Raw genomic sequence first — 22053 nt, forward strand, 5'->3', positions numbered from 1 at the left:
CACTCTCGGAGACGCAACGGCCCTCAAACGTTTGAGGTAGTTCCAACACCTGCCCTGGCCTGCTGGATGATGCTGCGCGCGTCCGGATGACCCAACGGCCGTAGTGACCGCACGCGTTCGCGGTTTCAAACTAGGGACATCGAGAGGGTGACATGGTACGGCACTGGGCGATCAACGGACGTTTTCTTTCTCAACCGACAACCGGCGTCCAGCGTTATGCGAGAGAGATCGTCTGCTCACTTGATGCCTTGATCGCCGAGGGGGCGCCGCTCACCCGTGGGCTCGAGATCAGACTTCACTGTCCACCGGACAGCTCGGATATTCCGCTCAATTGCGTCGAGCAGGTCGAGGTAGGCAACACGGGTGGGCATCTGTGGGAGCAGACCCAACTAGCCACTTCGTTGCACGGCAGCGGCCTGCTTAGTCTATGCAATACCGGGCCGCTTCTGCCTCGCAAGCATATTGTCTGCATTCATGATGCAAACGTGTGGAATGCACCCCAAAGCTATTCACTTCGCTTCAGGGCCTCTTACAAAGCGCTGCTGTCATGCCTCGGCAAGACGGCGTGCAACATTTCGACTGTCTCCAATTTTTCACTGGGCGAACTGGTTCGCAGAGGCATTGTACCGGCGCAAAAGGCGTTTGTTGCCCCTAACGGACATGAGCATGTCTTGCGGTGGAAGCCCGAACACTCGACCGCGACGCGGTTGGCCGCCTCGCGGGATACCATCGTCTTGATCGGCAGCGCCGCGCCCCACAAAAATGTGGATCTCATTCTCGGCATGGCTGATCGCCTCGGCGAAGCCGGACTGAGGATAGCGGTAGTCGGCATGTCGGGCTCGCATATTTTCAAAAGGGGATCGGCTAGGGCTGAAGCCGGAAACATCCATTGGCTCGGACGTATTTCGGATGACGAGCTGGCAGCGCTGCTGATGGACTCGCTTTGCCTGGCCTTTCCTTCGCTCACGGAAGGCTTTGGTCTTCCGATTGTCGAGGCGATGGCCCTCGACTGCCCCGTTGTGGCGTCCGAACGCGCCAGCCTGCCGGAGGTCTGCCAGAACGCGGCCCTTTATGCAGCCGCCGACAATCCGCAGGCGTGGTTCGATCGCTTCATGGGGCTCCGCAATTCCAAGGTCGTTCGCCAGCAGTTGGCAGCGAAAGGAAAAGCCAGAGCCTCGGCATATAGCTGGAGAGCGAGCGCCTTGCGATACTTGCAGGCGATGGCCGTTGCGGACGGCATCGACACAGAAGCCAAGGTCGTCAGGTTACGCGAACTCACATGATCCCGTGAAGCGCCTGGACGGCGCCGATCGACTCCAGCATGGCCCGGTCGAAATTCTCTTCCGAGAAGCGCTGCGCGTTCCTGGCGCAGGCCTGCGGTGTGATGAGGTGAATGTTTTCCTCAAACCGTTCGACCGCTTCCTTGAGGTGCGCGATTGTCTGAGCCTTGAACAGGACTCCGGTCGGCTCGGGATCTGACCCGAGGCGCCGTGCGATATCGACCGCACCGCCGCGACCAAGCGCGATGAGCGGTGTCCCGCAAGCCTGTGCCTCGGCAAGCGCGATGCCGAAGTCCTCGCAACCTGCAAAGACCATCGCCTTCGCCCGGGCAAGGATATCGACATACTCCTTGCGAGGAAGGAATCCCGAGAATGTGACGTTCGGACCTGCCAGCGACCGAAGGTCGGCCGATTGCTGTCCTTCGCCGACGATAACCAACCGCCGAGACGGCATCTCATTGAAGGCCTTGATGACGAGGTCGGTGCGCTTGTAGGGAGCCAGGAACGACGCCGAGACGTAGTAGTCGTCTTTGTCTTCAACGCAGGGCAGTTCCTTCAGCGAGACGGGCGGGAAAACGACCCGAGCGTCACGTCCATAAATGTGCTGAATTCGGGAACGGACATAGTTCGAATTCGCCAGCATCAGATCCGGACCGTGAGCGGTTCTCGTATCCCACGTCCTCAATCTGTGCAGCATGTAACGGTACAGCATTCCCTTCGGACCGAAACCGAGCTTGCCTTGCTGCAGATAAGAAAACTGCTCGTCCCAGGCGTAGCGGACGGGGCTGTGCACGTAGCACAGATGCGGCTGATCGGGCCTTGTGATCACGCCCCGCGAAAAGGCGGCTGAAGAGGAGATCACCGCGTCATAGCCGGTCACGTCGAACTGTTCGATCAGGAAGGGGCAAAGGAAGAAGAGGGAACGGTAGAATTTCTGGATCATCGGTATCCGATTGGCCGCGGAGGTGTGAAATTCCACGTCGCGGAAGTATTGCTCTTTCACCTCGGCCGGCAGGAAATCGAAAAGCGTGAACACCTCCGCATTGGGAAACTGTTTGCAGATCTGCGCCAGCACCCTTTCGCCGCCCCGGAAATTTGGGCACCAGTCGTGGACGACAGCTATCCTTGCATATCTGTCGAAGTCTGGCGCCGGAGCAGCCGAAAACTCCTCGATGGGCATTTCGACCTTGGCTGCGATAGCCAGGTCGGAAGAGCGTTCCTGGAGCATGTTCTCCCCTTCCTACTCGAGGCCTCAGTTTTTGTTTCGTCAGATGGCCCTCGCAAGTTGTCCGATCGGTCACGGAGTGCACCGGGCGATCGGCCGCCTACCGCTTATGGTCGCAAGCCATTTGCGGGAAATACTTCGAAAGCAGGTACCCGGGGGTAGGCCTCGCCGGCCGAGCCCACTTTTATGCAGGCTGTTTGGATCCTCGCGTCGTCATAGGGTCAGGGGAAGCGACGCCTGGATCCAAAATGAAACTTGCAGTGATTATCCCAACCCTCGGCCGAAGCGAGCAGGTCGCTCGCCTGCTGGGATATTTGGGCGGCCAGACAAGACTGCCCGATGAAGTCATACTGTCGGCACCCGACGCGACGCACGTCGAACTTCCGCACGGTTGCCTTTTCCCGGTGTCGAGCGTCTTCGGACCAAAAGGATTGGCAGCGCAACGCAATTCGGCGCTCGTGCCCTCCCTGGGGCGGTTCGACATCATAACATTCTTCGACGACGACTTCGTTCCGTCCACCCGATACCTGGAACAGATCGAGCAGGCCTTTGCCCGAAATGACAGGTGGGCGGTTGTAATGGGCAGGGTTGTCCGGGACGGCGCTACCAATGCCGGTCTCACCTGGAGCGATGCAGAAGCCGCCTTAAGGGACTCTGAAGGACAAGAACCGGGTGGACCATCCGTCGTCGACCATGTCGGTGCCTACGGCTGCAACATGTCGTTCCGCTCTTCGATGATTGGCGATTTGCGATTCGATGAGCGCCTTGTCCTCTACGGCTGGCAGGAAGACATCGATTTCACCAGTCAAATGAGATCCAAGGGTCGCGTGGTATGCGTGACGTCGATCACGGGCGTTCATCTCGGAATCAAGACGGGCCGTGTCAGCGGAAAGCGATTCGGCTACTCCCAGGTCGCCAATGCGATCTACCTGATAAGGAAAGGGACGGTGCCGGCCTCCTTCGCCCTTCCCCTCATGTTCAGGAATATAGGAGCCAACCTCGCAAAGAGCCTTTGGCCCGAGCCGTATGTCGATCGGAGAGGCCGGCTCGTCGGCAACGCACTTGCAATCCTCCATATCGCCATGGGCCGGATCGAGCCCGAATACATCCTGAAGATCTGACGATGGTGAAGACAATGCGCAAATGGCTTTCGACAGCGGCAGCGATTTCATTGGCGACGGCATCTGCCTGCCCGTTGCCGGCATCAGCTGCGGAGTACCTCCTTGGACCACAGGACAAGGTCAGGCTTAAGGTCTATGAATGGCGCGCGTCGCGCGATGTGATCTTCGAGTGGACGGCTCTCAATGACACTTTCACCGTCGGCGCCGACGGCACGCTTTTTCTTCCTTTTGTCGGGCAGATACGCGCCGAGGGTACCGCTCCCGCGGATCTAGCTCGCGCCATAGGCGATCGGTTGATGCAGCGCATGGGTCTTGGCCGCGAGCCGGACGTGGCTGCGGAGATCGCCCAATACCGGCCGTTCTATATTGTCGGCAACGTCAAGCAACCTGGCGAATTTCCGTATCGACCCGAACTGACAGTGCTGCAGGCACTGGGGATCGCCGGCGGGCTACCCATACGCGAGGATGATTGGTCCCGTCTTGAGCGAGAGGTGATTTCGGGCCAAGGGGATGTTGGACTGCTGGCTCTGAACAATGTCAGCTTGCTCGCGCGCAAGGCGAGGTTGCAGTCAGAGCTGGCTGGCAAAGACAACATCACTTTCCCCTCGGAATTGACGGACAGGGCGTCGAACGAGACCATTGCTCTGGCAATGGATCAGGAGCGCAAGATTTTCGCCATCCGGAAGGATTCGCTGGCAACTCAGCTCCGTTCACTGCACGAACTCAAGGACTTCCTGCAACAAGAGCTGGTTTCTCTCGAACAACAACTGACTTTTCATGACAAACAAATCCAGCTCATCCAAAAGGAGCTTGCAGGTGTTTCGAACCTTGTGCAGAAAGGCCTCGCGGTCGCGCCGCGGGAACTTTCGCTGGAGGGCACTGTCGCCCAGATGCAAAGCGAAAGACTGGCGGCCGAGACCTCGATGCTGCGTGTCAGGCAAGAGATGAGCAAGACCGACATCGAAATCCTCAACCTCAACAACCAGCATTCCAGCGAGGTTGCGGAGAGCTTGCGAGAAACGCAGCAGCAGCTCAACGAGGTCACCAGCAAATCCAACACTGCGGTGCAGTTGTTGCACGAGACGCAAGTTACAGCACCCGCTTTGCTGGCGCTCAGGCAAAACGCGGCAAAGGCAAAGCCGATCTTCACGATTGTGCGGCCGAAAGATGGGAGCACGGAAGAGCTTCCCGCCCAGGAGACAACCCTTGTCGAACCTGGTGACACCGTGAAGGTCGAGATCCCGTTGCCGCAATCAGGTTTGGATGGCTTGCCTGCAGAGAATGCCAGCATTGAGGCGGACACAACTGCCGCTCGCAACACGAACTGAGCATATCCTCATTGAAACCATATTCGTGACGGGCGCTTTGCCAGCTCGGAGGCGGCCGTTGAACCGCCACAGCCCAAGTGGTGATGCCCTGATGGTCGAAAGGCTCGACAGAGCTGGATTTTGACATTCTGAGCGGCATTTCCCAACCACGATTTCTAGCACTTGCCTTGCACTTCGCGGCCGCATATCAGTTGGCGCATGCTGGGCTCTGGGGCCCTGACGAAACTCCCTGCCGCGGCAAGCCAAATGGTTTTGCGGGTGCCACTGGAGATATCGGTGCTTACGAGCATACTCGCGGTGTCGGTGGCAGGGATATTACTCGGTTTACGGTTCAAGGCGCCGGCTCTCCTAGCTGCGACCGCCCTGCTTCTGATCGGAATCGTTGCTTGGAACAGCCTTGGAATGCCAGGTCATCCGGGCCTGGGCAAATCTTTGATCCTGCTATTTTTATTGGCTTGCGCCTATATCGTCGGTTTGTGTCTATCCGATTGCAAGAATCGAAACTAAGGCCGACCCGTTCGGGGCATCAGGAAGCCCTGTCGACCCGCATGACTGCGACGATGGTCCGGAGCAAGATCATCACATCGAGCCAAGCCGACCAGTTCCGCACATAGTGGCTGTCCAGCGCAACGCGATTGTCGTAGTCCAAACTGCTTCTTCCGCTCACCTGCCAAAGACCGGTGAGTCCGGGTCTCGTTCGAAGATACTCCGCCTGGTGATCGCCATAACGACTGAGTTCGTCCTTGACGATTGGCCTTGGGCCTACGCAACTCATGTCACCACGCAGGATGTTGATGAGTTGGGGGAGTTCATCCAGGCTGGACTTGCGAAGCAGCCGCCCGAAGAACGTGACGCGGGGATCGTTCCTGATCTTGTGGGTCTCTTCCCACTCCTTGCGTGCGTTGGGGTTGGCATCGAGATATGTCTTCAGAGCTTCGTCTGAATTGGCGATCATCGAGCGAAATTTGTAGCAGTTGAATGGCTTTCCGCCGAAGCCGACACGGCTGTGCGAGAATACCGCCGGGCCCCCGGTCACGATCTTGATAAGCAAGCAGATGACAATCATGACGGGCGCGGCCAAAATGAGCGCTGTACCGGCTATGATCAGATCCATGGCCCGTTTGAAGAGGCCTCCAATCGGAGGGTTCGTCGTTCCCGTATTGATGGCATTCGAGAGGTCATCCAGCACCGTTCCGGCACTGGCGTAGTCGCGCGTGGAAACAACATGCAGGACCGGCCGGCTCTCAACCGCCGCCGGCGCAACTGGCTGGCCCCAAATCGAGCCCCCCTGGTGCGACTGCTTTTCGAAGGCGTTTGTCATGTGACGGTCGCTGTTTCCAGTTCTGTGACTTGGACAGTCTTCCAAGGACGGAACTTGCCGGCAAGAAATGCAAAGGAGGTAGCGCGCTACGTCCGGGGCTTACCCCTAATCCTCACGTATGATCGCTCTTCACGCTTTGCCGACTTCCGAAAGCATCCTGCCTGGCCGCGACCCGACGGTGCTTCGACGTGATTGCCCGCGCCTTTGTGAGAAGCACGCCAAGTATCTGCGTCCTGGAGGCCTGGAGTGTTCTCACGAGTTCCCGCAGCGTGTCGACGTGCGTTTTGCCCCACTCCGCAACGACCACGACGCCGTCGAGCACGGATCCAATGATTAAGTCATCCGCCCCGGATTCAAGCGTCGGCATATCGACAATGACTATGTCGTAGGCGGCCAGTTCGTCGGTTGCCGGATCGTCGGAGCTGATTTCGGAGAGGAAAGCCTGCATGTTCCTTGGCACGAGCAGGTTTTTTGCATCCACTACGGAACTTGAAAGCACGTCGAAACGCCGGCCAAGACCGCGGACGATGTTGAGTCGAACAGGCTCCATGCACTCTTCGCCCAATATCTCCGAGCGCCCAACCAGCCGTGTGGTGATCGTCGATCTCCGGACATCGGCATCGATGACCAAAGTCTTCAGACCAGACATCGAGTAGAGGGTGGCGAGATTGCTCACGACAGAACTTTTCTGGCTATTGTTGGAAACAGCTGTGAGCCCGAGGTACCTCACCGGGTGGTTCGTTTCCGCCAGGCTGATTTCAGTTCGCGTTTTGCGCAGACTCTGGCTGTATCGCGACCAGGGATGGCGGGCCACCTCGTCGACGTTTCCGAATTCCCTGTGCTTGAATGTGTACGGCAATTCTCCGATGCACTCTATGCCCAGATTATCGCGGATATGACGTGGCGACCGCACGCTCCAATCGAACGAGTGCCGTGCAAAAGAAAGGCCAATGCCGATAATGAGGCCGGCAACCGCCGCGAAGGCCAGCACCAGCTTCGGCTTCGGTGCGCTCGGAGAAAGCGGCGGCGTAGCGACAGTGATCACTCTCGCATCTGCAACGGGATAGGATTGCTGGCTTACAGAGTTGGTGTAAGCCTGCAGGAAGCTCTCATACATTTTTTTAAACGTGTCAGCAGTCACCTCGAGTTCTTCGAGAGTAGGTTCGGAATTGACGCCGCCACCATCACTTGAATCGCCGTTTACACTATAGTCGTGTCGAGAGCGGAATGCCTGCGCCCTGGCCATGGCCTCGTTCATCTGGGTGCGCAGTTGCTGGAGGCGTTGTTCCAGCCATGCTCCACCCTCTCTTGCCGCCTCAGCCTTGGTGTCGATCTGTTCATGCACGAAAGCGTCAGCCGTTGCATTCGCAACCTTGGCTGCACGCTCGGGATCGGCGGAAGTGAAGGATATCTCTATCGCATAGGAGACACCAACCCTTCGCACATCGAGGTTGTTGCGGAAAATCAGCATGCCGAGACGCGACTTCTGATAGTCGGTCAGCTTCGTGGTCGACTCCGCGGCGCCCAGACCGATATGGTCCCAGAGCGCGTTCAGCCAGGCGCTTTTCTGAACCCCTAAAGCCTCCACTATTATATCTTTTATTTTTCTAAACCGCTCCTGCAAGATCGGCGTCTCAGGATGATTGAAATTCCTGTCCTCGATCAGATTCAACTGATCGATTACCATCGAAGCGATCTTTTCAGACTGCATGACTGCGATCTGACTTTCAATCTGCGCAGTGTCCAATGATAAATTGACTTCACCGCCGTCTTGCAAATGTTGCGGCAACCTCGGTTCGATCAATATTTGTGTGGTGGCAGTAAAGACCGAGTCGGTCGTCGAATTGTAAAACCATGCCACCAACAGGGCCGCGGCAAGGCATGCAGCGATTGTGCCGACGTAATGCCTCAGAAATCCCGTTATGTCCGAGAGGCTGATGAACTCCTGTCCGGCATTGACCTGCTGATTGGTTGCCAAAGGCCATTGACTGGCGAACAAGCGGTTCATTCAACGTCTCCGGCGCGCATGAAGGAGGAGTCTTCGTGCACGCCGCCCTGACACGGCAGCTTCATGGTATTCGGCCCCCATCCCACCCTTTGAAGAAAGACTACGCCGGCGCGGAGGCAGGTAAACGCCACCAATTGGCGTAGGCCTACACCCTATGGAAGCGCTGAAGGGTTGGCAGACCAGCTCTTACTCCTCCCACGAATGACATCTGATGCTCCGGCAGCAGCTGTCGTGCCCGGTGAGCCGCAAGCTCGCGCGCGCAAGAGTATCGAGCTTCGCCGACATGCGTTCACTTCGCTCGCCGTTTTCCATCGCCTCCAGGGAAAATGCCGCACAGTCCATCATCCGCTTCCGGCGAAGTTGCTCGGATTCTTTTTTCGATCTCCGGCTGAACGCGATCGAGCGTACGTGCCAAGCCTCTGAAGCGCCTGTCGTCGACGCTCTTCCGACAAGCTGGCTTGAGAAATGTCAGCGGCATCATGCGGGCCACAATTGAGACCGGCACCCGACGCGAGCCTACCCCACGATGCCTAATGGCCATGAGCCGGCGAGACATCCTTTCGATCACCGATCGGTATCACCTATTGGATGATGGGGCGCGAACCGGGGTGCAGGGCTACCCGAATTCATGAAGGGGCCCGGGCCTGCCGCCATGCTAGGAATGTCGAGCAATTTCGGAGCGGTAGCGTGACCCTGAAGATAGTCAGCCAAGCCAAGCCGAACACATTTGCATTCGAGAGCAATGCGCTCATCAAGGCCACCGGCTTCCGGGAGTATGACGCGCGCTGGTGGTTCGGCCATCCTGGCTCGGAGAAAGAGCCCGAGCTCAATCTGATGGGCGCCCAGGCGCTCGGCATGGGCCTCGGCACTCTGATCCGCCGTATGGGCGTCGGCCCGGAGATCGTCACCGGCCACGACTTTCGCAGCTATTCGATGTCCATAAAGATGGCGCTGGTGTCGGGGCTGATGGCGGCTGGCGCGCGTGTCAAGGACATAGGCCTGGCGCTCTCCCCCACCGCCTATTTCGCCCAGTTCGCACTCAACGCCCCGTCTGTTGCGATGGTAACGGCCTCTCACAACGAGAACGGCTGGACCGGAGTTAAGATGGGCGCACAGAGACCTCTTACCTTTGGGCCCGACCAGATGACGGCCCTCAAAGCGATTGTTCTGAGCGGCGATTTCGATCTGACAGGCGGTGGAAGCTACGAGTTTGTGTCCGAATGTCGTGAGCGATACATCGAGGACCTGACGGCCGGAAAGAGCATCCGCCGAACGCTGCGCGTGGTTGTGGCCTGCGGCAACGGGACGGCCGGGGCCTTTGCACCACAGATGCTGGAGAAGATCGGCTGCGATGTGGTCCCCCTGGACGTTGAACTCGATCACACGTTTCCGCGCTACAACCCCAATCCTGAAGACATGCGGATGCTGCATACCATCCGGGACAAGGTTCTGGAGACCGACGCTGACCTGGGCCTCGGCTTCGACGGCGACGGCGACCGTTGCGGCGTGGTGGATAATGAGGGGACTGAGATCTTCGCGGATAAGATCGGCGTCATGCTGGCGCGAGACATCTCCAGCCTGCATCCAAAATCCACCTTTGTCGTGGATGTGAAATCAACCGGACTTTTTATGACTGATCCCGTGCTCGCGCAAAACGGCGCCCGCACGGACTACTGGAAAACGGGCCATTCCTACATCAAGCGACGGGTTGCCGAGCTCAATGCAATCGCAGGCTTCGAGAAGTCGGGGCACTTCTTCTTCAACGCGCCGATTGGGCGTGGCTATGACGACGGCCTTGTCACCGCAATTGCCGTCTGTGAGATGCTCGACCGGAATCCACGAACGACGCTGGCCGACCTCTACCGGTCCCTGCCAGTGACCTTTGGCACCCCAACGATGTCGCCTCACTGTCCCGACGAAGTCAAATACGGTGTGGTCGACCGGGTTATGGACGATTTCGTGAAAATGAAGGGAAGCGGGACCGAGTTTGCGGGCCAGCCGCTTGCCGACCTGGTGACCGTCAACGGCGTGCGTGTCGTGGCTCAAGACGGCACCTGGGGTCTGGTCAGAGCATCGTCGAACAAGCCCGAAATCGTCGTTGTCGTCGAAAGCCCGGTCTCTTCGGAGCGGCGTCGACAGATGTTCGAGGCGATCGACGCGGTCCTGCGCCGCAATCCAGAGGTTGGAACCTATAACCAGACATTCTGAAAGGCACTGAAGCATGGCCAGCCGGATCGTAAGTTTTGTAATGAGCGGGGGTGTCGGATCCCGCCTGTGGCCGCTCTCGCGCGAAGACAATCCCAAGCAATTTCACGATCTGTCGGGGGATGGCTCCATGCTGGCGAAAACGGTCCGCCGCCTGAAGGCGTGGCCGAGCAGCGAAACGCCGATCTATCTGATAGCGTCCGAACGCCATGCCGAACGCGTTATCTCGGACATAAGTCCGCTCGGACTGAACGGTGGAAAGCCGATCTTCGAACCCCTGGGCCGCAATACCGCGGCGGCGGTCGCAATAGCGACACTGCAGACGATTTCCGAATACGGCAAGGATGCGCTTGTCCTTGTGGTTCCATCCGACCATCAGATATCAACCGAGGCGCAATTCTGGGAAACCATCGAAACCGGCACGCCTGCCGCTACCTCAGGAAGCATTGTCGTGTTCGGCATCAAGCCCACTCATCCGGAGACCGGATATGGGTACATCGAGGTTGCCGCCAATGACGATGGCGCGGCCGTGGTTTCCCGCTTTGTAGAAAAGCCGAACATCGAGACCGCGCAAAAATATTTGTCGTCGGGAAGGTTCTACTGGAACGCGGGCATCTTCCTGTTTCGTGCCGACACGATGCAAAGAGCTCTGATCGAATTCCAGCCGGAGATCTGGGATACTGCGGAACGCGCCTTCAGGGCAGCCAGAGCCGACGTGTCAGGCCTCTACTTGCCCCAAGGCTTCTATTCGGCGGTCCCCTCCACGTCGATCGACTATGCCGTCATGGAACATGCGCAGGGCATCGCGATGGTGACGGCTTCCTTCCGCTGGAGCGACCTGGGATCGTGGCAATCGTTACTGGAGTCCAGTCCCGCGGATGGCAACGGCAACGTGGTGATGGGTGATGTCGTCGCCATGGATTGCGACAATTCCTACCTCCGAAGCCAGGGGCGCCTGCTCAGCGTGATCGGAATGAAGGATGTGGCGGTGGTCGCCACGCCGGACGCTATATTCGTCGCACCGGTAAGCCACAGCCAGAATGTGAAGAAGGTCGTCGAACAGCTCGAGAAAAGCGGCCGCCTCGAGACTAAATTCACGGCTTCGGAAGACCGGGTCATTATCAGCGGCTCATGGCGCAAGCGCGTGGAACATTGGCTCTTCAACGAGACGCTTCCTCTATGGTCGACGGCAGGGGTCGACACTGTGCACGGAGGCTTTCACGAAGCGCTCGGTTTCGATGCGAGGCCGTTGGGCAAGCCCAAGCGGATGCGGACGATGGCCCGCCAGATCTATGCTTTCGCCGTGGCCAAGGAACGTGGCTGGACCGGGGCCGCGGACGAGCTCATCGATCACGGCATCGACTTCATCGCAAAATGCGGCCGCACCGACCGAGGCGGCTGGGTACGCGCCCTCAATTCCAATGGAAGCGTGGCCGATCCGATGGAGGATGCCTACGACCATTCCTGCGTGCTCCTTGCGCTTGCCCACGCCTACCGATGCGGTCATCAGGCAGCTCTGCAACTCGCACAGGAGACATTTCATTTTATCGATTCCCACCTCGAGGATGGCAGCCTGAATGGCTTCCTGGAGACACCCGGCTGGAACGGCGTCCGATCCTCGAACCCGCACATGCACATGCTTGAATCGTTTCTTGCCTGGCATGACGCAACCGGCGACCGCACATATCTTCGTCGAGCCGCTCGTGTGATCGATCTCTTCCGATGCCATTTTTTCGACCAGGAAAGTTGGACGCTTGGCGAATATTTCGATGCCGACTGGCTGCCGTTGCCCGGAGACAAAGGACAATGGACCGAACCGGGGCACCATTTCGAATGGGCCTCCCTGCTCGTGGATTTCGCGCGGTCCAGCGGACAAAAAGACTTGGCTGCTTACGCCAGGAAACTCTATTCATCAGCAGTTGCCAGCGGATTGAATCGAGCCACAGGGCTGGCATATGCGGCCGTGTCGCGACAAGGGATGCCTCTCGACAGACTCTCTCGCAGCTGGCCGCAATGCGAGGCTGTCAAAGCGGCGATCGCGCTGGACAATATTGGTGGGCCTGATCTGAAACCCGAAATCGAGGGCCGCGTCGCGCGCCTTTTCAGATGGCATATCGATCCCGCACCTCTTGGCTTATGGGTGGACAGGATCGACGAGCGCGGCCGGTCGCTTGCGACTGAGGTTCCAGCCAGCATCTTCTACCATCTGGTGACGGCGTTGATGCAGTATCTCGACAAGACTGAGGGACAGGTCGAGCCGTTTCCGCTGCCTTCCCCGAAAACGGACAGCCCTCTACCGAAGCAGGTCTACGGCTGAAGAAGCGACGGCTCTCGCTTCACAACGGCAGTGGATCCCCTGGCGGGATGTCCTTCACTGGTAATGCCGAAGAACACCAGCTACCGCTAATTCGGTATCCCCTTGCCTCTGGGTCACTGCTGCAAACTGGGTTACCGTTACCATTGGCTACACCTTAAAGAGAAGGGTCGTCTCGACCTCTCTGTCTCTTGGACTGCGCACACTCGTCAAGATGTTGGAAATAGGATCTTTTGTCCGGGTAGTTAAGACGACGATGGCGAAAAAGAAATCGAGAAACAGGCGTAGCGGCGATCTCCTGAAGTTGCTGGCAACAAGGCCGCGGGCGGTTGCGCTCGCCGCGCTGCATGTGAGTGAATCGGTTCTTTTGGAGCTCGAAGCGTCAGAAGTGTTGTCGGCGGCGGAGATCAGGGGACTGCTGAGGGACGCGTCGCTGACTTTGCGAAATGCTGCCGACCAGGCGGACAACCGAAGCTGTCTGGTTGCCAGCGAGATAGTTGAGTCAATGCGAGAGAATTTTAAGAGAAGTAAGTCATAGATGACACCAAACCTAGCCAATACGACTCGGATCACAACTCGTTTGGAGCCAGAGTTAGTGCTCGATTCAATATCGCGATACCTTCCCGCACCGGCCTCTGAAAGGGTTGCTCATCACGTGAAGTTTCATATACATGATGAAGTTGAGGGAGGTATGCATTCACTTGGGGGCGAGGGGTACGGATGACGTTTGCTTCACGTTCTTTTTCGAAAGGGGACGAGCACCGTTCGTCATACATTGGACTTAACGATGACGACGCTGCGTTGATGAAGACGCTCGGGTTCGCTGCCAAGCGATATCCAGCCGACGCGGTAATCTTCAGTCAGGGCGACAGCAACGATCGTATATACATCGTCGAGTCCGGCTGGGGCTGCATTTCTCACGAGCTCCCGGGGGGACAGCGGCAAATTCTCGATTTTGCTCTGACTGGCGATGTGGTCCTGTCTCAACCGTATGGAAGCGGCACCGTCGAAACGTTCGTGGCCCGGACCGACCTCTCGTTGCTTGTGGCGTCCACAAAGACATTGACGCTCGCCGCTATGAAATCGCCTCACTTGTTCTCGTTCATCGTTGAGGCCCTCGCACGCAATGGTGCTGTGATAGCTCAGCATCTCGCCAATATAGGACGACGTACCGCCCTGGAGCGGACGGCGCATTTGCTGCTCGAACTGACGGGGCGTCTGCAACGAGTTGGCGCGGTTGACCGCAACGGCTTTGACTGTCCGCTCACGCAATACGACCTCGCTGACGCCCTTGGCCTTACTCCGATCCATGTCAATCGAATGTTGCGGGAACTCCGCGAGCGCAGGTTTCTCGAATTCCGCCAGGGCCATGTCCGCCTGCTCGATCCTGCTGGCCTGACGAAATTCGTTGGGTTCGACGGGGGCTATATCAAGAACTGAGCGCCAGGCGCCTTTTATCCAAACGCTTTCGCGAAGACTCCGGACTTGAAGCCTCGGCCTGGCTGCCGCTCCAGCGTAGGTGAGCTTCTAGAGGCTGTCCCGCGGAACCAGTGAGACGCGCAGTTTAAGGAGTGACGTCAGCGTTGCTGTCGTTAGCAGTACGCCTGCACGTCCACATCGACGTTTCAAATCGGAAATAAGCAGGCGCCAATCGTGCTCCGCCGTCCTACTCCTCAGTTATTCATTTGGATGAATTTCTTATACAATCAATGGCATATATCTCTACGCCACCGGCGCGCAGAATTTTGAGGATCCTGCCGGTCAGGCCCGGCGCCGTCAGCCCCAACCCAACCGGCGCCGGGCCTCGCGCGCCTACTCGGATGGGAAAGTCTACGCTAGCGGCCCGACAGCCCGTTGGGGTACAATTGTCTGACCGTCGGGCCTAGCCGGCCTTGGGTGACGTAGCCGACTGGCAGCAGCCATAATATTAGCGACTTTGAAATAAAACCCGACGGCACAGTTTTCCCCGGCTTTTTGGCCAACGGCCTGGGCTTGAGCGACCTTCCAGCGCAAGTCACATCAGTTGGGGTCTACGAAATGTCTTTTTAGCCACCAGCCTTTGGTCAGCCCAACGTCGCGACCTTTCTGGCAGATATGGCGATCGGAATGCGCCGTGGACGGGAGGCCAAGCTTTCATTTGGGCGCTCTGAAATAGAGCCTTAGCATTTCACCTGCAACGTGCACGCGGAAGCCCTGACGTTGTGGCGGGCCGCACATCATATATACTTAACTAATAATATATCGCATTGCCCCACAATGGAACAACGTAGCCGGTGCCCCATCGGCTGCGCGGGCGGCTCTGGCACTCAGGCAATTTTCTCACGCCAAGTCGGAGCCGCCACCTTGATACCAATTATTTCCGCGTCGCCCGACCCATATGTCATTACTCGCCCCTGGCAGACGAGGATTCACTTCCAAGCAGCGTAAGGATGCCGAGTTCCTCCAAGGTCAAGATTATCTCGTAGCGCTGCGTTGAGTTCTTCGTATAAATATCAACGGCTGTTATAGAGATGGTAACTTCTCCATTTTCGTTGGTTTGTACATTCCTGACGTGAATCGGCTCGCAAAATATGCATTTAGGCAGGCCTACCCTTCGGCCTGGCTGAGTGTTTATGCGCATCTTCACAACCCCCAATTTTTGCCCTCGCAAGGTTGGGACGCAAGATAGATGCCAGAGTCCCTGTAGACCCACCCTCAGCTACTCCCAATTGCTGAATTTCATAATATTAGCGTTAATGTAATCCTCTCAAGGCCGGCGCTCTGGCCGTACACGGAGCTACCCTACCGGTAGGCCCGACACATGTCGGCTTCCCTCCGAAGTGTCGGGCCGCACGCTTGCAACGCTATCTGAAGGTTGTACAGGGAACCTTTGCCCCGAATTCATGCCGCCGTGTTGTCAAAAAAAGGCGGCCAGCGGCTTTAAGTTTCGGACATACTGAGACCCCGTCCAGCTCTGCCTCGAGTTGGTCATCCTGATCTACACGGTCCATGTAGCCCACGGGACGCGTATCACCGGTTCGACGCCCTGGAACATCAGGCTTGAGTGACCTGTCCGCTGACCGAAAGCGGTATGCCTGTCGTCGGTCACCCCCCAATATCCTAATACGCCCGGCCCGCCGAGTCAGCGTTTGCATCCCACAATAGGACAAGGTGAGCGACCGGCTTCGCCATGATACGACAATCGCAACTTCTCGCGCCGAGGTAGGCTTTCGTTCCAGCTAAGGATCCTCGCATGATTCCGATCATCAAGCCTACGATGGATGAGGCCGAAGCCGAGGCGGCGCGCCGCGTCATCCTGTCCGGCTGGGTCACGCAAGGTCCCGAGGTCGCGGCCTTCGAGGCGGAGTTCGCCACCTTCACGGGCGCGCCACACGCTGTGGCTGTTTCGAACTGCACGACAGCCCTGCACCTGGCCCTGCTGGCCGCCGGGGTAAAGCCCGGCGACGACGTGGTCACGGTCAGCCACTCCTACATCGCCACGGCCAACGCGGTGACCTATTGCGGCGCGACTCCGGTCTTTGTCGACATCGATCCGGCCACCTACAACATCGACTCGGCCTTGATCGAGCAGGCGCTTTCGGCCAAGACCAGCGCGATCCTGGTCGTCCACCAAATGGGCCTGCCCTGCGATATGGCCGCGGTGGTCGACATCGCCAGGGCCAAGGGCTTGCCCGTGATCGAGGACGCGGCCTGCGCCAGCGGTAGCGAGATCCTCTGGGACGGTCAGTGGCAGAAGGTCGGTAAGGCGCATGGCGACGTGGCGTGCTTCTCTTTCCACCCACGCAAGATCATGAGTACCGGCGACGGCGGTATGTTGACCACCAAGCACGCTGACTGGGCCGCCAAATTCAAGCTGCTGCGCCAGCACGGCATGAGCGTGCCCGACACGGTCCGCCATGGCTCGGCCCAGGTCATCCTCGAGACCCACCCGGTTCTTGGCTACAACTATCGGATGACCGACATCCAGGCCGCTGTCGGCCGCGAGCAACTCAAGCGCCTGCCCGGCATCGTGGCTCGCCGCCGCGCGCTGGCCGCCCGATACACCGAGTTGCTCTGCGGGGCGCAATGGCTCGGCCTTGTGAGCGAACCGTCGTATGCGCGCACCAACTGGCAGAGCTTTTGCGTCCGTCTGCCGGAGTCAACCGACCAGCGCACCGTCATGCAGGCTATGCTGGATGCCGGTGTCGCCACTCGGCGCGGTATCATGTGCGCCCACCGTGAGGACGTGTATGCTTCTCAACCCCTGCGCATGTCCCTGCCCGAGTCGGAGGCAGCCCAGGACCATGCCATCGTCCTTCCGCTCTATTCTCAAATGACCGACGAGGATCAACAGAAGGTTGCCTCGGCCCTGATCGAGGCCACTCGGTTCAAAATCCACAGCGCAAGACTCCAACTCCGGGATTCGGGGCGAGGTATGGTGACGGTCCCGCATCGGGGCCAGTCTTATCGAAAGTGAGCGGCAGGAATGGCGAGCGTTCGGCGCGCGGTGGTCGCGGTCTATTTCGAGAAGTACGCCACCCTCATCCTTAATTTCGCGACGCTCTATGTTTCGTCGCGGCTGTTGACACCCAACGAAATCGGCGCTGCCTTTCTTGGCGCCAGCCTGGTCGCGCTCGCTGAGGGTCTGCGGGACTTCGGTGTCACCAATTACATCGTCAGCGCCGAAAACCTCTCGAAGCAGGAAATACGCACCTCCTTCACCATGATGCTGGCGGTCGCCATCGTCCTCACGACCGCCTTCCTCGCGACCGCCGGCCTCTACGCCGAATTCACCCACGAACCGCGCCTGGAGAACTTCGTCCGCACCGTGGCGTTCGGCTATCTGTTTTCCAGCATCGGTTCACCAATCGTGGCTCTGCTTCGCCGCGATCTGAAGTTCTGGAGCATCGCGGCCATCAACCTGGGCTCGGCCCTGGTCGGCAACATCACCACCATCGCGCTGGTGATGATGGGCTTCGGCTATATGAGCTTCGCCTGGGGCTCACTGAGCTATCCGCTCTCCACCTTCCTGTTTGCCATCCTGATGCGCCCGGACCTGTCCATCTTCCGGATCGAGTTCGCCAAATGGCGCGAGATTCTGGCTTTCGGCGGCTTCAACACCGCGACCGGCCTCCTGACCTCACTCGGCGCGGTCATTCCGGCTTTCGTGCTGGGTCGGGCCAGTGGCAGCACCGATGTCGGGCTCTACAGCCGAGGCCAACAGGTCACTGAAATGCCTAGCCGTCTGGTCATATCGGCCATCTCAGCGGTGGCCCTGCCGGGCTTCGCCGCCCATGCGCGCACCGGACGTCCCCTCAAGGACCCCTATCTTAAAGCCGCCGCCAACCTGACAGCGTTCCACTGGCCCGGCCTGGCTATGGTCATCCTCTTCGCCCATCCCCTGGTACATACCCTACTGGGGCCGCAATGGGAGACCTCGATCCCGCTGGTGCAAGTGATGGCAGCGGCGACCATGCTCTACTTCCCCGTCCCCCTGATGTTCCCGGCGCTGGTAGCCGCCGGCGGGATCCGCGACACGGCCAAGGCCTGGATCATCTCCCTGCCGATCACCAGCCTGATCATGATCTTGGCAGCTCAGCATGGCCCCTTCGTCCTGGCGCTCTCGATCTTTGCCACCACACCGATCCAGGTAGGAGTTGGTCTGTGCTTTCTGATGCGCCGGCTGAAATTGAGTGTCGGCGAATATCTGCGTGCGCTGGTGCCCAGCGTCGCCGCCACTCTTGCCGCGACGCTCGGCCCGGTCGTCGTCATCGGGCTAAACGGCCTCGACATGAACGTATCGATCCTGCAGGCGGTCCTGGGCGGCGGGCTTGGCGGGCTATTCTGGTTCCTGGCGATGGGCTGGAGCCGCCATCCGTTCGCCGGTGAACTGGCCTATCTGCTGGGTAGGGTCCAAGCCTTGACGCCCGCGAGCCTGCACGCCCCCCTCGCCGCCATCCGACGCTTCCTCGGCGAGAACACCGGACAGGGACAGGCGCTTGAGCGCCCGGGTGGGGTGCAATCTGTCCGGTCTTTGGTCAAAGGGCGGATCGGCCGCCTTATCGAAAGATCGCCTGAATGGCCGACAAGCAGGGAAGGAAGGGGGAATCGGTGATGAGCCACTCTGAAGCCATGGATTCCGTTGGCGCGAGCCCCGCCGGCTCGGGTTTTGAGCGTGCGCTGGGCTATGTCGCCGCTCCCGCCGTGATCTCCGCTGCCCGCATCGTCACGCGCTTGACGACGCGGGGCGTCAACATCACCTGGTTCGACGTCTGGAACTCGACACTCGACCAGGCCCTGGATGCCCTGCCTGCCATTCCCGGTTGCGGCCGCGACCTTTATCGCGAGCTCACCCAGCCCACGAGCGTCCGCAAGCGCCACGCCCTGGCGACTGAGAACGGACAACCGACCGCGCTCATCTCCTTGCGCCGCCGCCGCCAATACTGGGAGCCTGTCGCCTATCAGGCGCTTCCAGGCGTGATCGCGCCGTCGTCTTCCCCGTCCGCCCTCAGCCGGGCCCTGCATGCCCTGGGCACGGAGGTTCGGATTGAAGGTGGGCTGAAAGCCGACGTCGCCGATCTTCGCCCGCGCACCTTTTGGTCGCAGGAACGCCGGCAAGTCGATCTTCAGTCCGACTATGAGGCTCTGTGGACCAGCAAGCACCGCAACAATGTGCGCCGGGCCCGCAAGCGCTGCGACGAGTTCATGCAGCTTCGCATCGACGACGAGGACGACCTGGAATGGTGCTGCGCCCAGTGGGGCCGCATGTGGGAAAGCAACGACGCCAACGAGACAGTCGCCGCCGAGGATCGTCTGCGGTTCTGGCGTGCGTTCATGAAGTCGCAAACCCGGGACAGCCCGATCCAGTTCCACTCCCTGCACCTGCTCGATGGCGATCGGCGCACGGCCGGCAACATCCTGATGTGCCAGGACGGCGTCGTGCTCGGCCAGTGCATTGTCCGCGACCCCGAATACGACCATTGCTCCGTGGGTGTGCGCTCCATGGACTCGGCGATCCAGTGGTCTGCCAGCGTCGGCCAGCGCTGGTTCGATCTGGGTGGAGGGAGCGACTACAAGCGCCTATGGGGCGAATCCCTGAGCCTTGGCTACGGCGCGATCTTTCGGCCCAAGGCGGTCAGCGCGCTCTATCGGTTCGGACTTCTATGACTTGGCTGCGCGCATCAGTTCGATCTGTGGAGCATCGGCTCGAGTATTGATCCATGGCAACGGTTGATCAGAATGCGATTTTCGCGGCCCAGCCCGCTAAGACGGTTGCCCGGTCGGCGGAAGACCGCATTGCCGGCTTCGACGGTGTGCGAGCAATCGCTGTCCTGATGGTCTTCATCAGCCACAAGACGACCCTGCCGCACCACGATTCCTATGGCTCCGTCGGCGTCTGGGTCTTTTTCGTGCTCAGCGGCATGCTCATCTCCTCGATCCTGTCGGAGATGCGCGGAAAGGTCGAGGCCGGGACCCAGTCGAGCTGGCGGTCGATGGGTGACTTCTATGTGCGCCGCAGCCTGCGCATCTTCCCGCTTTACTACGCCTGTCTCGGCGTTTTCGCGCTGGGGTCGCTGTTCACCTCATTCGTCGGCTTCTCACGCGTGGAAGCGACGATCTACACCCTCTATGGCACCAACATCTATTTCGAGATGACGCCGACTGGGGACTACGGCCATTTCGGTCACTTCTGGTCGCTGTCGGCAGAAGAACAGTTCTACCTGCTCTTCGCGCCAATCCTGCTGTTCACCCCCCGCAAATACCTGGCCCGGATCTGCATCGGCTTCATGCTCGCCGGCGCGGCCATGCTGGCTTGGCTAGTGTCGGTGAAGACCCACCCGAACGCCATCCACGTCGATCCGCTGATCGCCTTCGGCATGCTCAGCGTCGGCGGCTTCGTCGCATCGTTGAAAAACCTCAAGGCGCCCGCGTGGCTGGTGGGTGCGCAAGCCCAAGCGGCGGCTGGCGTGGCGCTGATCGCGATCCCGCTGGTCTTCGGATACTTCCGGGACACATGGAACATCTGGGGACCGCTGACCTGTACGGTTGCCGGCCTGTTTCTGTTCCAGATCGCCCGCAACCAGCAGACTCCGGTCGTGGCTTTCCTCAACCTGTGGCCGCTGCGCTCGCTCGGCCGGGTGAGCTATGCCTTCTATATCCTGCACCAGTTCGTCCATTTCTACAACGTCCAGACGGTGTTCCATAAGCTGCACATGGACATCGACGCGCCGCCTATCGTGCAGCCGGTCGTTGAGCTTTTCATCACCCTCGCGCTGGCGACGCTCTCCTGGCATTTCTTCGAGCGACCGCTTCTGCGGTTGGGCGCGAGATTGACCGCGCGGGAGGGCGCTGAGGCCAGCAGCGCGACCGCCGCCTTGTCCCCCGGCTGGCAAAGGGCCACGCGATAGATCGTGGCGGAGCTACGACCGATGAAACTCGACGACGAACGCCGCATCAAGGGTTTCGACGGCTTGCGCGCGATCGCCTTCATGTTCGTATTCATCAGCCACAAGTTCCATCAAGGGACGTATGGATCCCTCGGCGGCGACGGGGTAATGCTCTTCTTCGCGCTCAGCGGCCTCTTGATCATCCGTATCCTGGCTCGCGCGCGGGTGGCGGTCGAGGCGGGCGAGACGACGGAGCTTGCGGGCCTGGGGCGCTTCTATATTCGGCGCTCGGCCAGGATATTCCCGGTCTACTACGCGACAATCGGTTTCTTCCTCATGGCGTCGCTGTTCGTTCACTTCGATGGCTTCGAAGGCGGCGCGCCCCTGGCCATGCTGCTCTACGCCACGAACATCCATGTGCTTACGACCGGTCACTGGGTGGGCCATTTCAACCACTTCTGGACGCTGGCGATCGAAGAGCAATTCTATCTGTTGTTTGCACCCTTGCTGCTGTTCACCCCCAGCAAGGCCGCCAGACACATCTGCGTTGCCTGCGTGGGTCTGGGTCTCGTCACTCAGGCGGGCCTCGAATGGGCCGGAGCCTCGACCAAGATCATTGGGCTGAATCCCATGACCGGCTTTGGTTATCTCGCCTTGGGCGGCCTGGCAGGACTGAACCTTGACCGGCGGGTGCCGGCATGGCTGGTCTCCATGCCGGCCCAGACCATCGTCGCGCTCGCCCTTCTCATCGTGCCCCTCACTGTCCTCAAGGACGAGATCGTCTGGCGCTTCTATGCGCCGGCAGTCGCGGCTGCAGCCGCGCTTCTTGTCTTCGAGATCGCGGAGAACCAGGCCTCGCGCTTCGTTGCCCTCCTGGAGACCTGG

At 59.4% G+C, this 22053-nt stretch carries 14 protein-coding genes; 11 read left to right on the forward strand and 3 right to left on the reverse strand.

Going from position 1 to position 22053, the window contains the following annotated elements:
* Window positions 1-152: 152 nt before the first annotated feature.
* Entirely contained in the window at window positions 153-1283 is a 1131-nt protein-coding gene (locus CK230_RS20445; RefSeq protein ID WP_095818935.1) for a glycosyltransferase family 1 protein, read from the forward strand.
* On the opposite strand, the gene CK230_RS20450 is transcribed toward CK230_RS20445, so the two are convergent.
* Window positions 1276-2460, reverse strand: coding sequence for a glycosyltransferase (locus tag CK230_RS20450; RefSeq protein ID WP_245429991.1), 1185 nt, complete (start codon window positions 2458-2460; stop codon window positions 1276-1278). The two genes, CK230_RS20445 and CK230_RS20450, sit on opposite strands and share 8 nt — an antisense overlap.
* A 293-nt stretch (window positions 2461-2753) precedes the next feature.
* On the opposite strand from CK230_RS20450, the gene CK230_RS20455 reads away from it, so the two are divergent.
* Both CK230_RS20455 and CK230_RS20460 read left to right on the forward strand, forming a co-directional pair.
* Window positions 2754-3626 (forward strand): glycosyltransferase, encoded by an 873-nt coding sequence (locus tag CK230_RS20455; protein WP_095818937.1) that lies wholly within the window; start codon window positions 2754-2756, stop codon window positions 3624-3626.
* A gap of 14 nt (window positions 3627-3640) precedes the next feature.
* Complete coding sequence (locus CK230_RS20460; RefSeq protein ID WP_245429988.1) at window positions 3641-4954, forward strand: polysaccharide biosynthesis/export family protein; 1314 nt, start codon at window positions 3641-3643, stop codon at window positions 4952-4954.
* A 526-nt stretch (window positions 4955-5480) separates the two neighbouring features.
* Here CK230_RS20460 and CK230_RS20470 read toward each other — a convergent pair.
* Together CK230_RS20470 and CK230_RS20475 are read right to left on the reverse strand one after the other, a co-directional pair.
* Window positions 5481-6275, reverse strand: coding sequence for a sugar transferase (locus CK230_RS20470; protein ID WP_245429989.1), 795 nt, complete (start codon window positions 6273-6275; stop codon window positions 5481-5483).
* Between the two features lie 112 nt (window positions 6276-6387).
* Window positions 6388-8283 (reverse strand): GNVR domain-containing protein, encoded by a 1896-nt coding sequence (locus CK230_RS20475; protein WP_095818940.1) that lies wholly within the window; start codon window positions 8281-8283, stop codon window positions 6388-6390.
* A 687-nt stretch (window positions 8284-8970) separates the two neighbouring features.
* On the opposite strand from CK230_RS20475, the gene CK230_RS20480 reads away from it, so the two are divergent.
* The 8 genes from CK230_RS20480 to CK230_RS20520 form a co-directional block, all read left to right on the forward strand.
* Window positions 8971-10491 carry a phosphomannomutase/phosphoglucomutase gene (locus tag CK230_RS20480; protein ID WP_095818941.1) on the forward strand — a complete coding sequence of 507 codons (1521 nt, stop codon included), beginning with the start codon at window positions 8971-8973 and terminating at the stop codon, window positions 10489-10491.
* 13 nt (window positions 10492-10504) lie between these two features.
* Entirely contained in the window at window positions 10505-12805 is a 2301-nt protein-coding gene (locus CK230_RS20485; protein WP_095818942.1) for a mannose-1-phosphate guanylyltransferase/mannose-6-phosphate isomerase, read from the forward strand.
* Between the two features lie 801 nt (window positions 12806-13606).
* Window positions 13607-14242: a Crp/Fnr family transcriptional regulator gene (locus tag CK230_RS20495; protein ID WP_245429992.1), complete on the forward strand. Its 636-nt coding sequence runs from the start codon at window positions 13607-13609 to the stop codon at window positions 14240-14242.
* A gap of 1792 nt (window positions 14243-16034) precedes the next feature.
* On the forward strand, window positions 16035-17258 hold the full coding sequence (locus CK230_RS20500) for a DegT/DnrJ/EryC1/StrS family aminotransferase (protein ID WP_095818945.1): 1224 nt from the start codon (window positions 16035-16037) through the stop codon (window positions 17256-17258).
* A 9-nt stretch (window positions 17259-17267) separates the two neighbouring features.
* Window positions 17268-18896 carry a lipopolysaccharide biosynthesis protein gene (locus CK230_RS20505; protein ID WP_095818946.1) on the forward strand — a complete coding sequence of 543 codons (1629 nt, stop codon included), beginning with the start codon at window positions 17268-17270 and terminating at the stop codon, window positions 18894-18896.
* Window positions 18860-19948 (forward strand): GNAT family N-acetyltransferase, encoded by a 1089-nt coding sequence (locus tag CK230_RS20510; RefSeq protein WP_095818947.1) that lies wholly within the window; start codon window positions 18860-18862, stop codon window positions 19946-19948. Before CK230_RS20505 ends, CK230_RS20510 begins: the two co-directional genes overlap by 37 nt.
* 53 nt (window positions 19949-20001) lie before the next feature.
* Window positions 20002-21189, forward strand: coding sequence for an acyltransferase (locus CK230_RS20515; RefSeq protein ID WP_095818948.1), 1188 nt, complete (start codon window positions 20002-20004; stop codon window positions 21187-21189).
* A 21-nt stretch (window positions 21190-21210) separates the two neighbouring features.
* Window positions 21211-22053 (forward strand): acyltransferase (locus CK230_RS20520; protein WP_095818949.1); only part of this gene is annotated, 843 nt, incomplete at its 3' end.

The sequence above is a fragment of the Mesorhizobium sp. WSM3859 genome (genome assembly GCF_002295065.1).
Classification (GTDB): Bacteria; Pseudomonadota; Alphaproteobacteria; order Rhizobiales; family Rhizobiaceae; genus Mesorhizobium.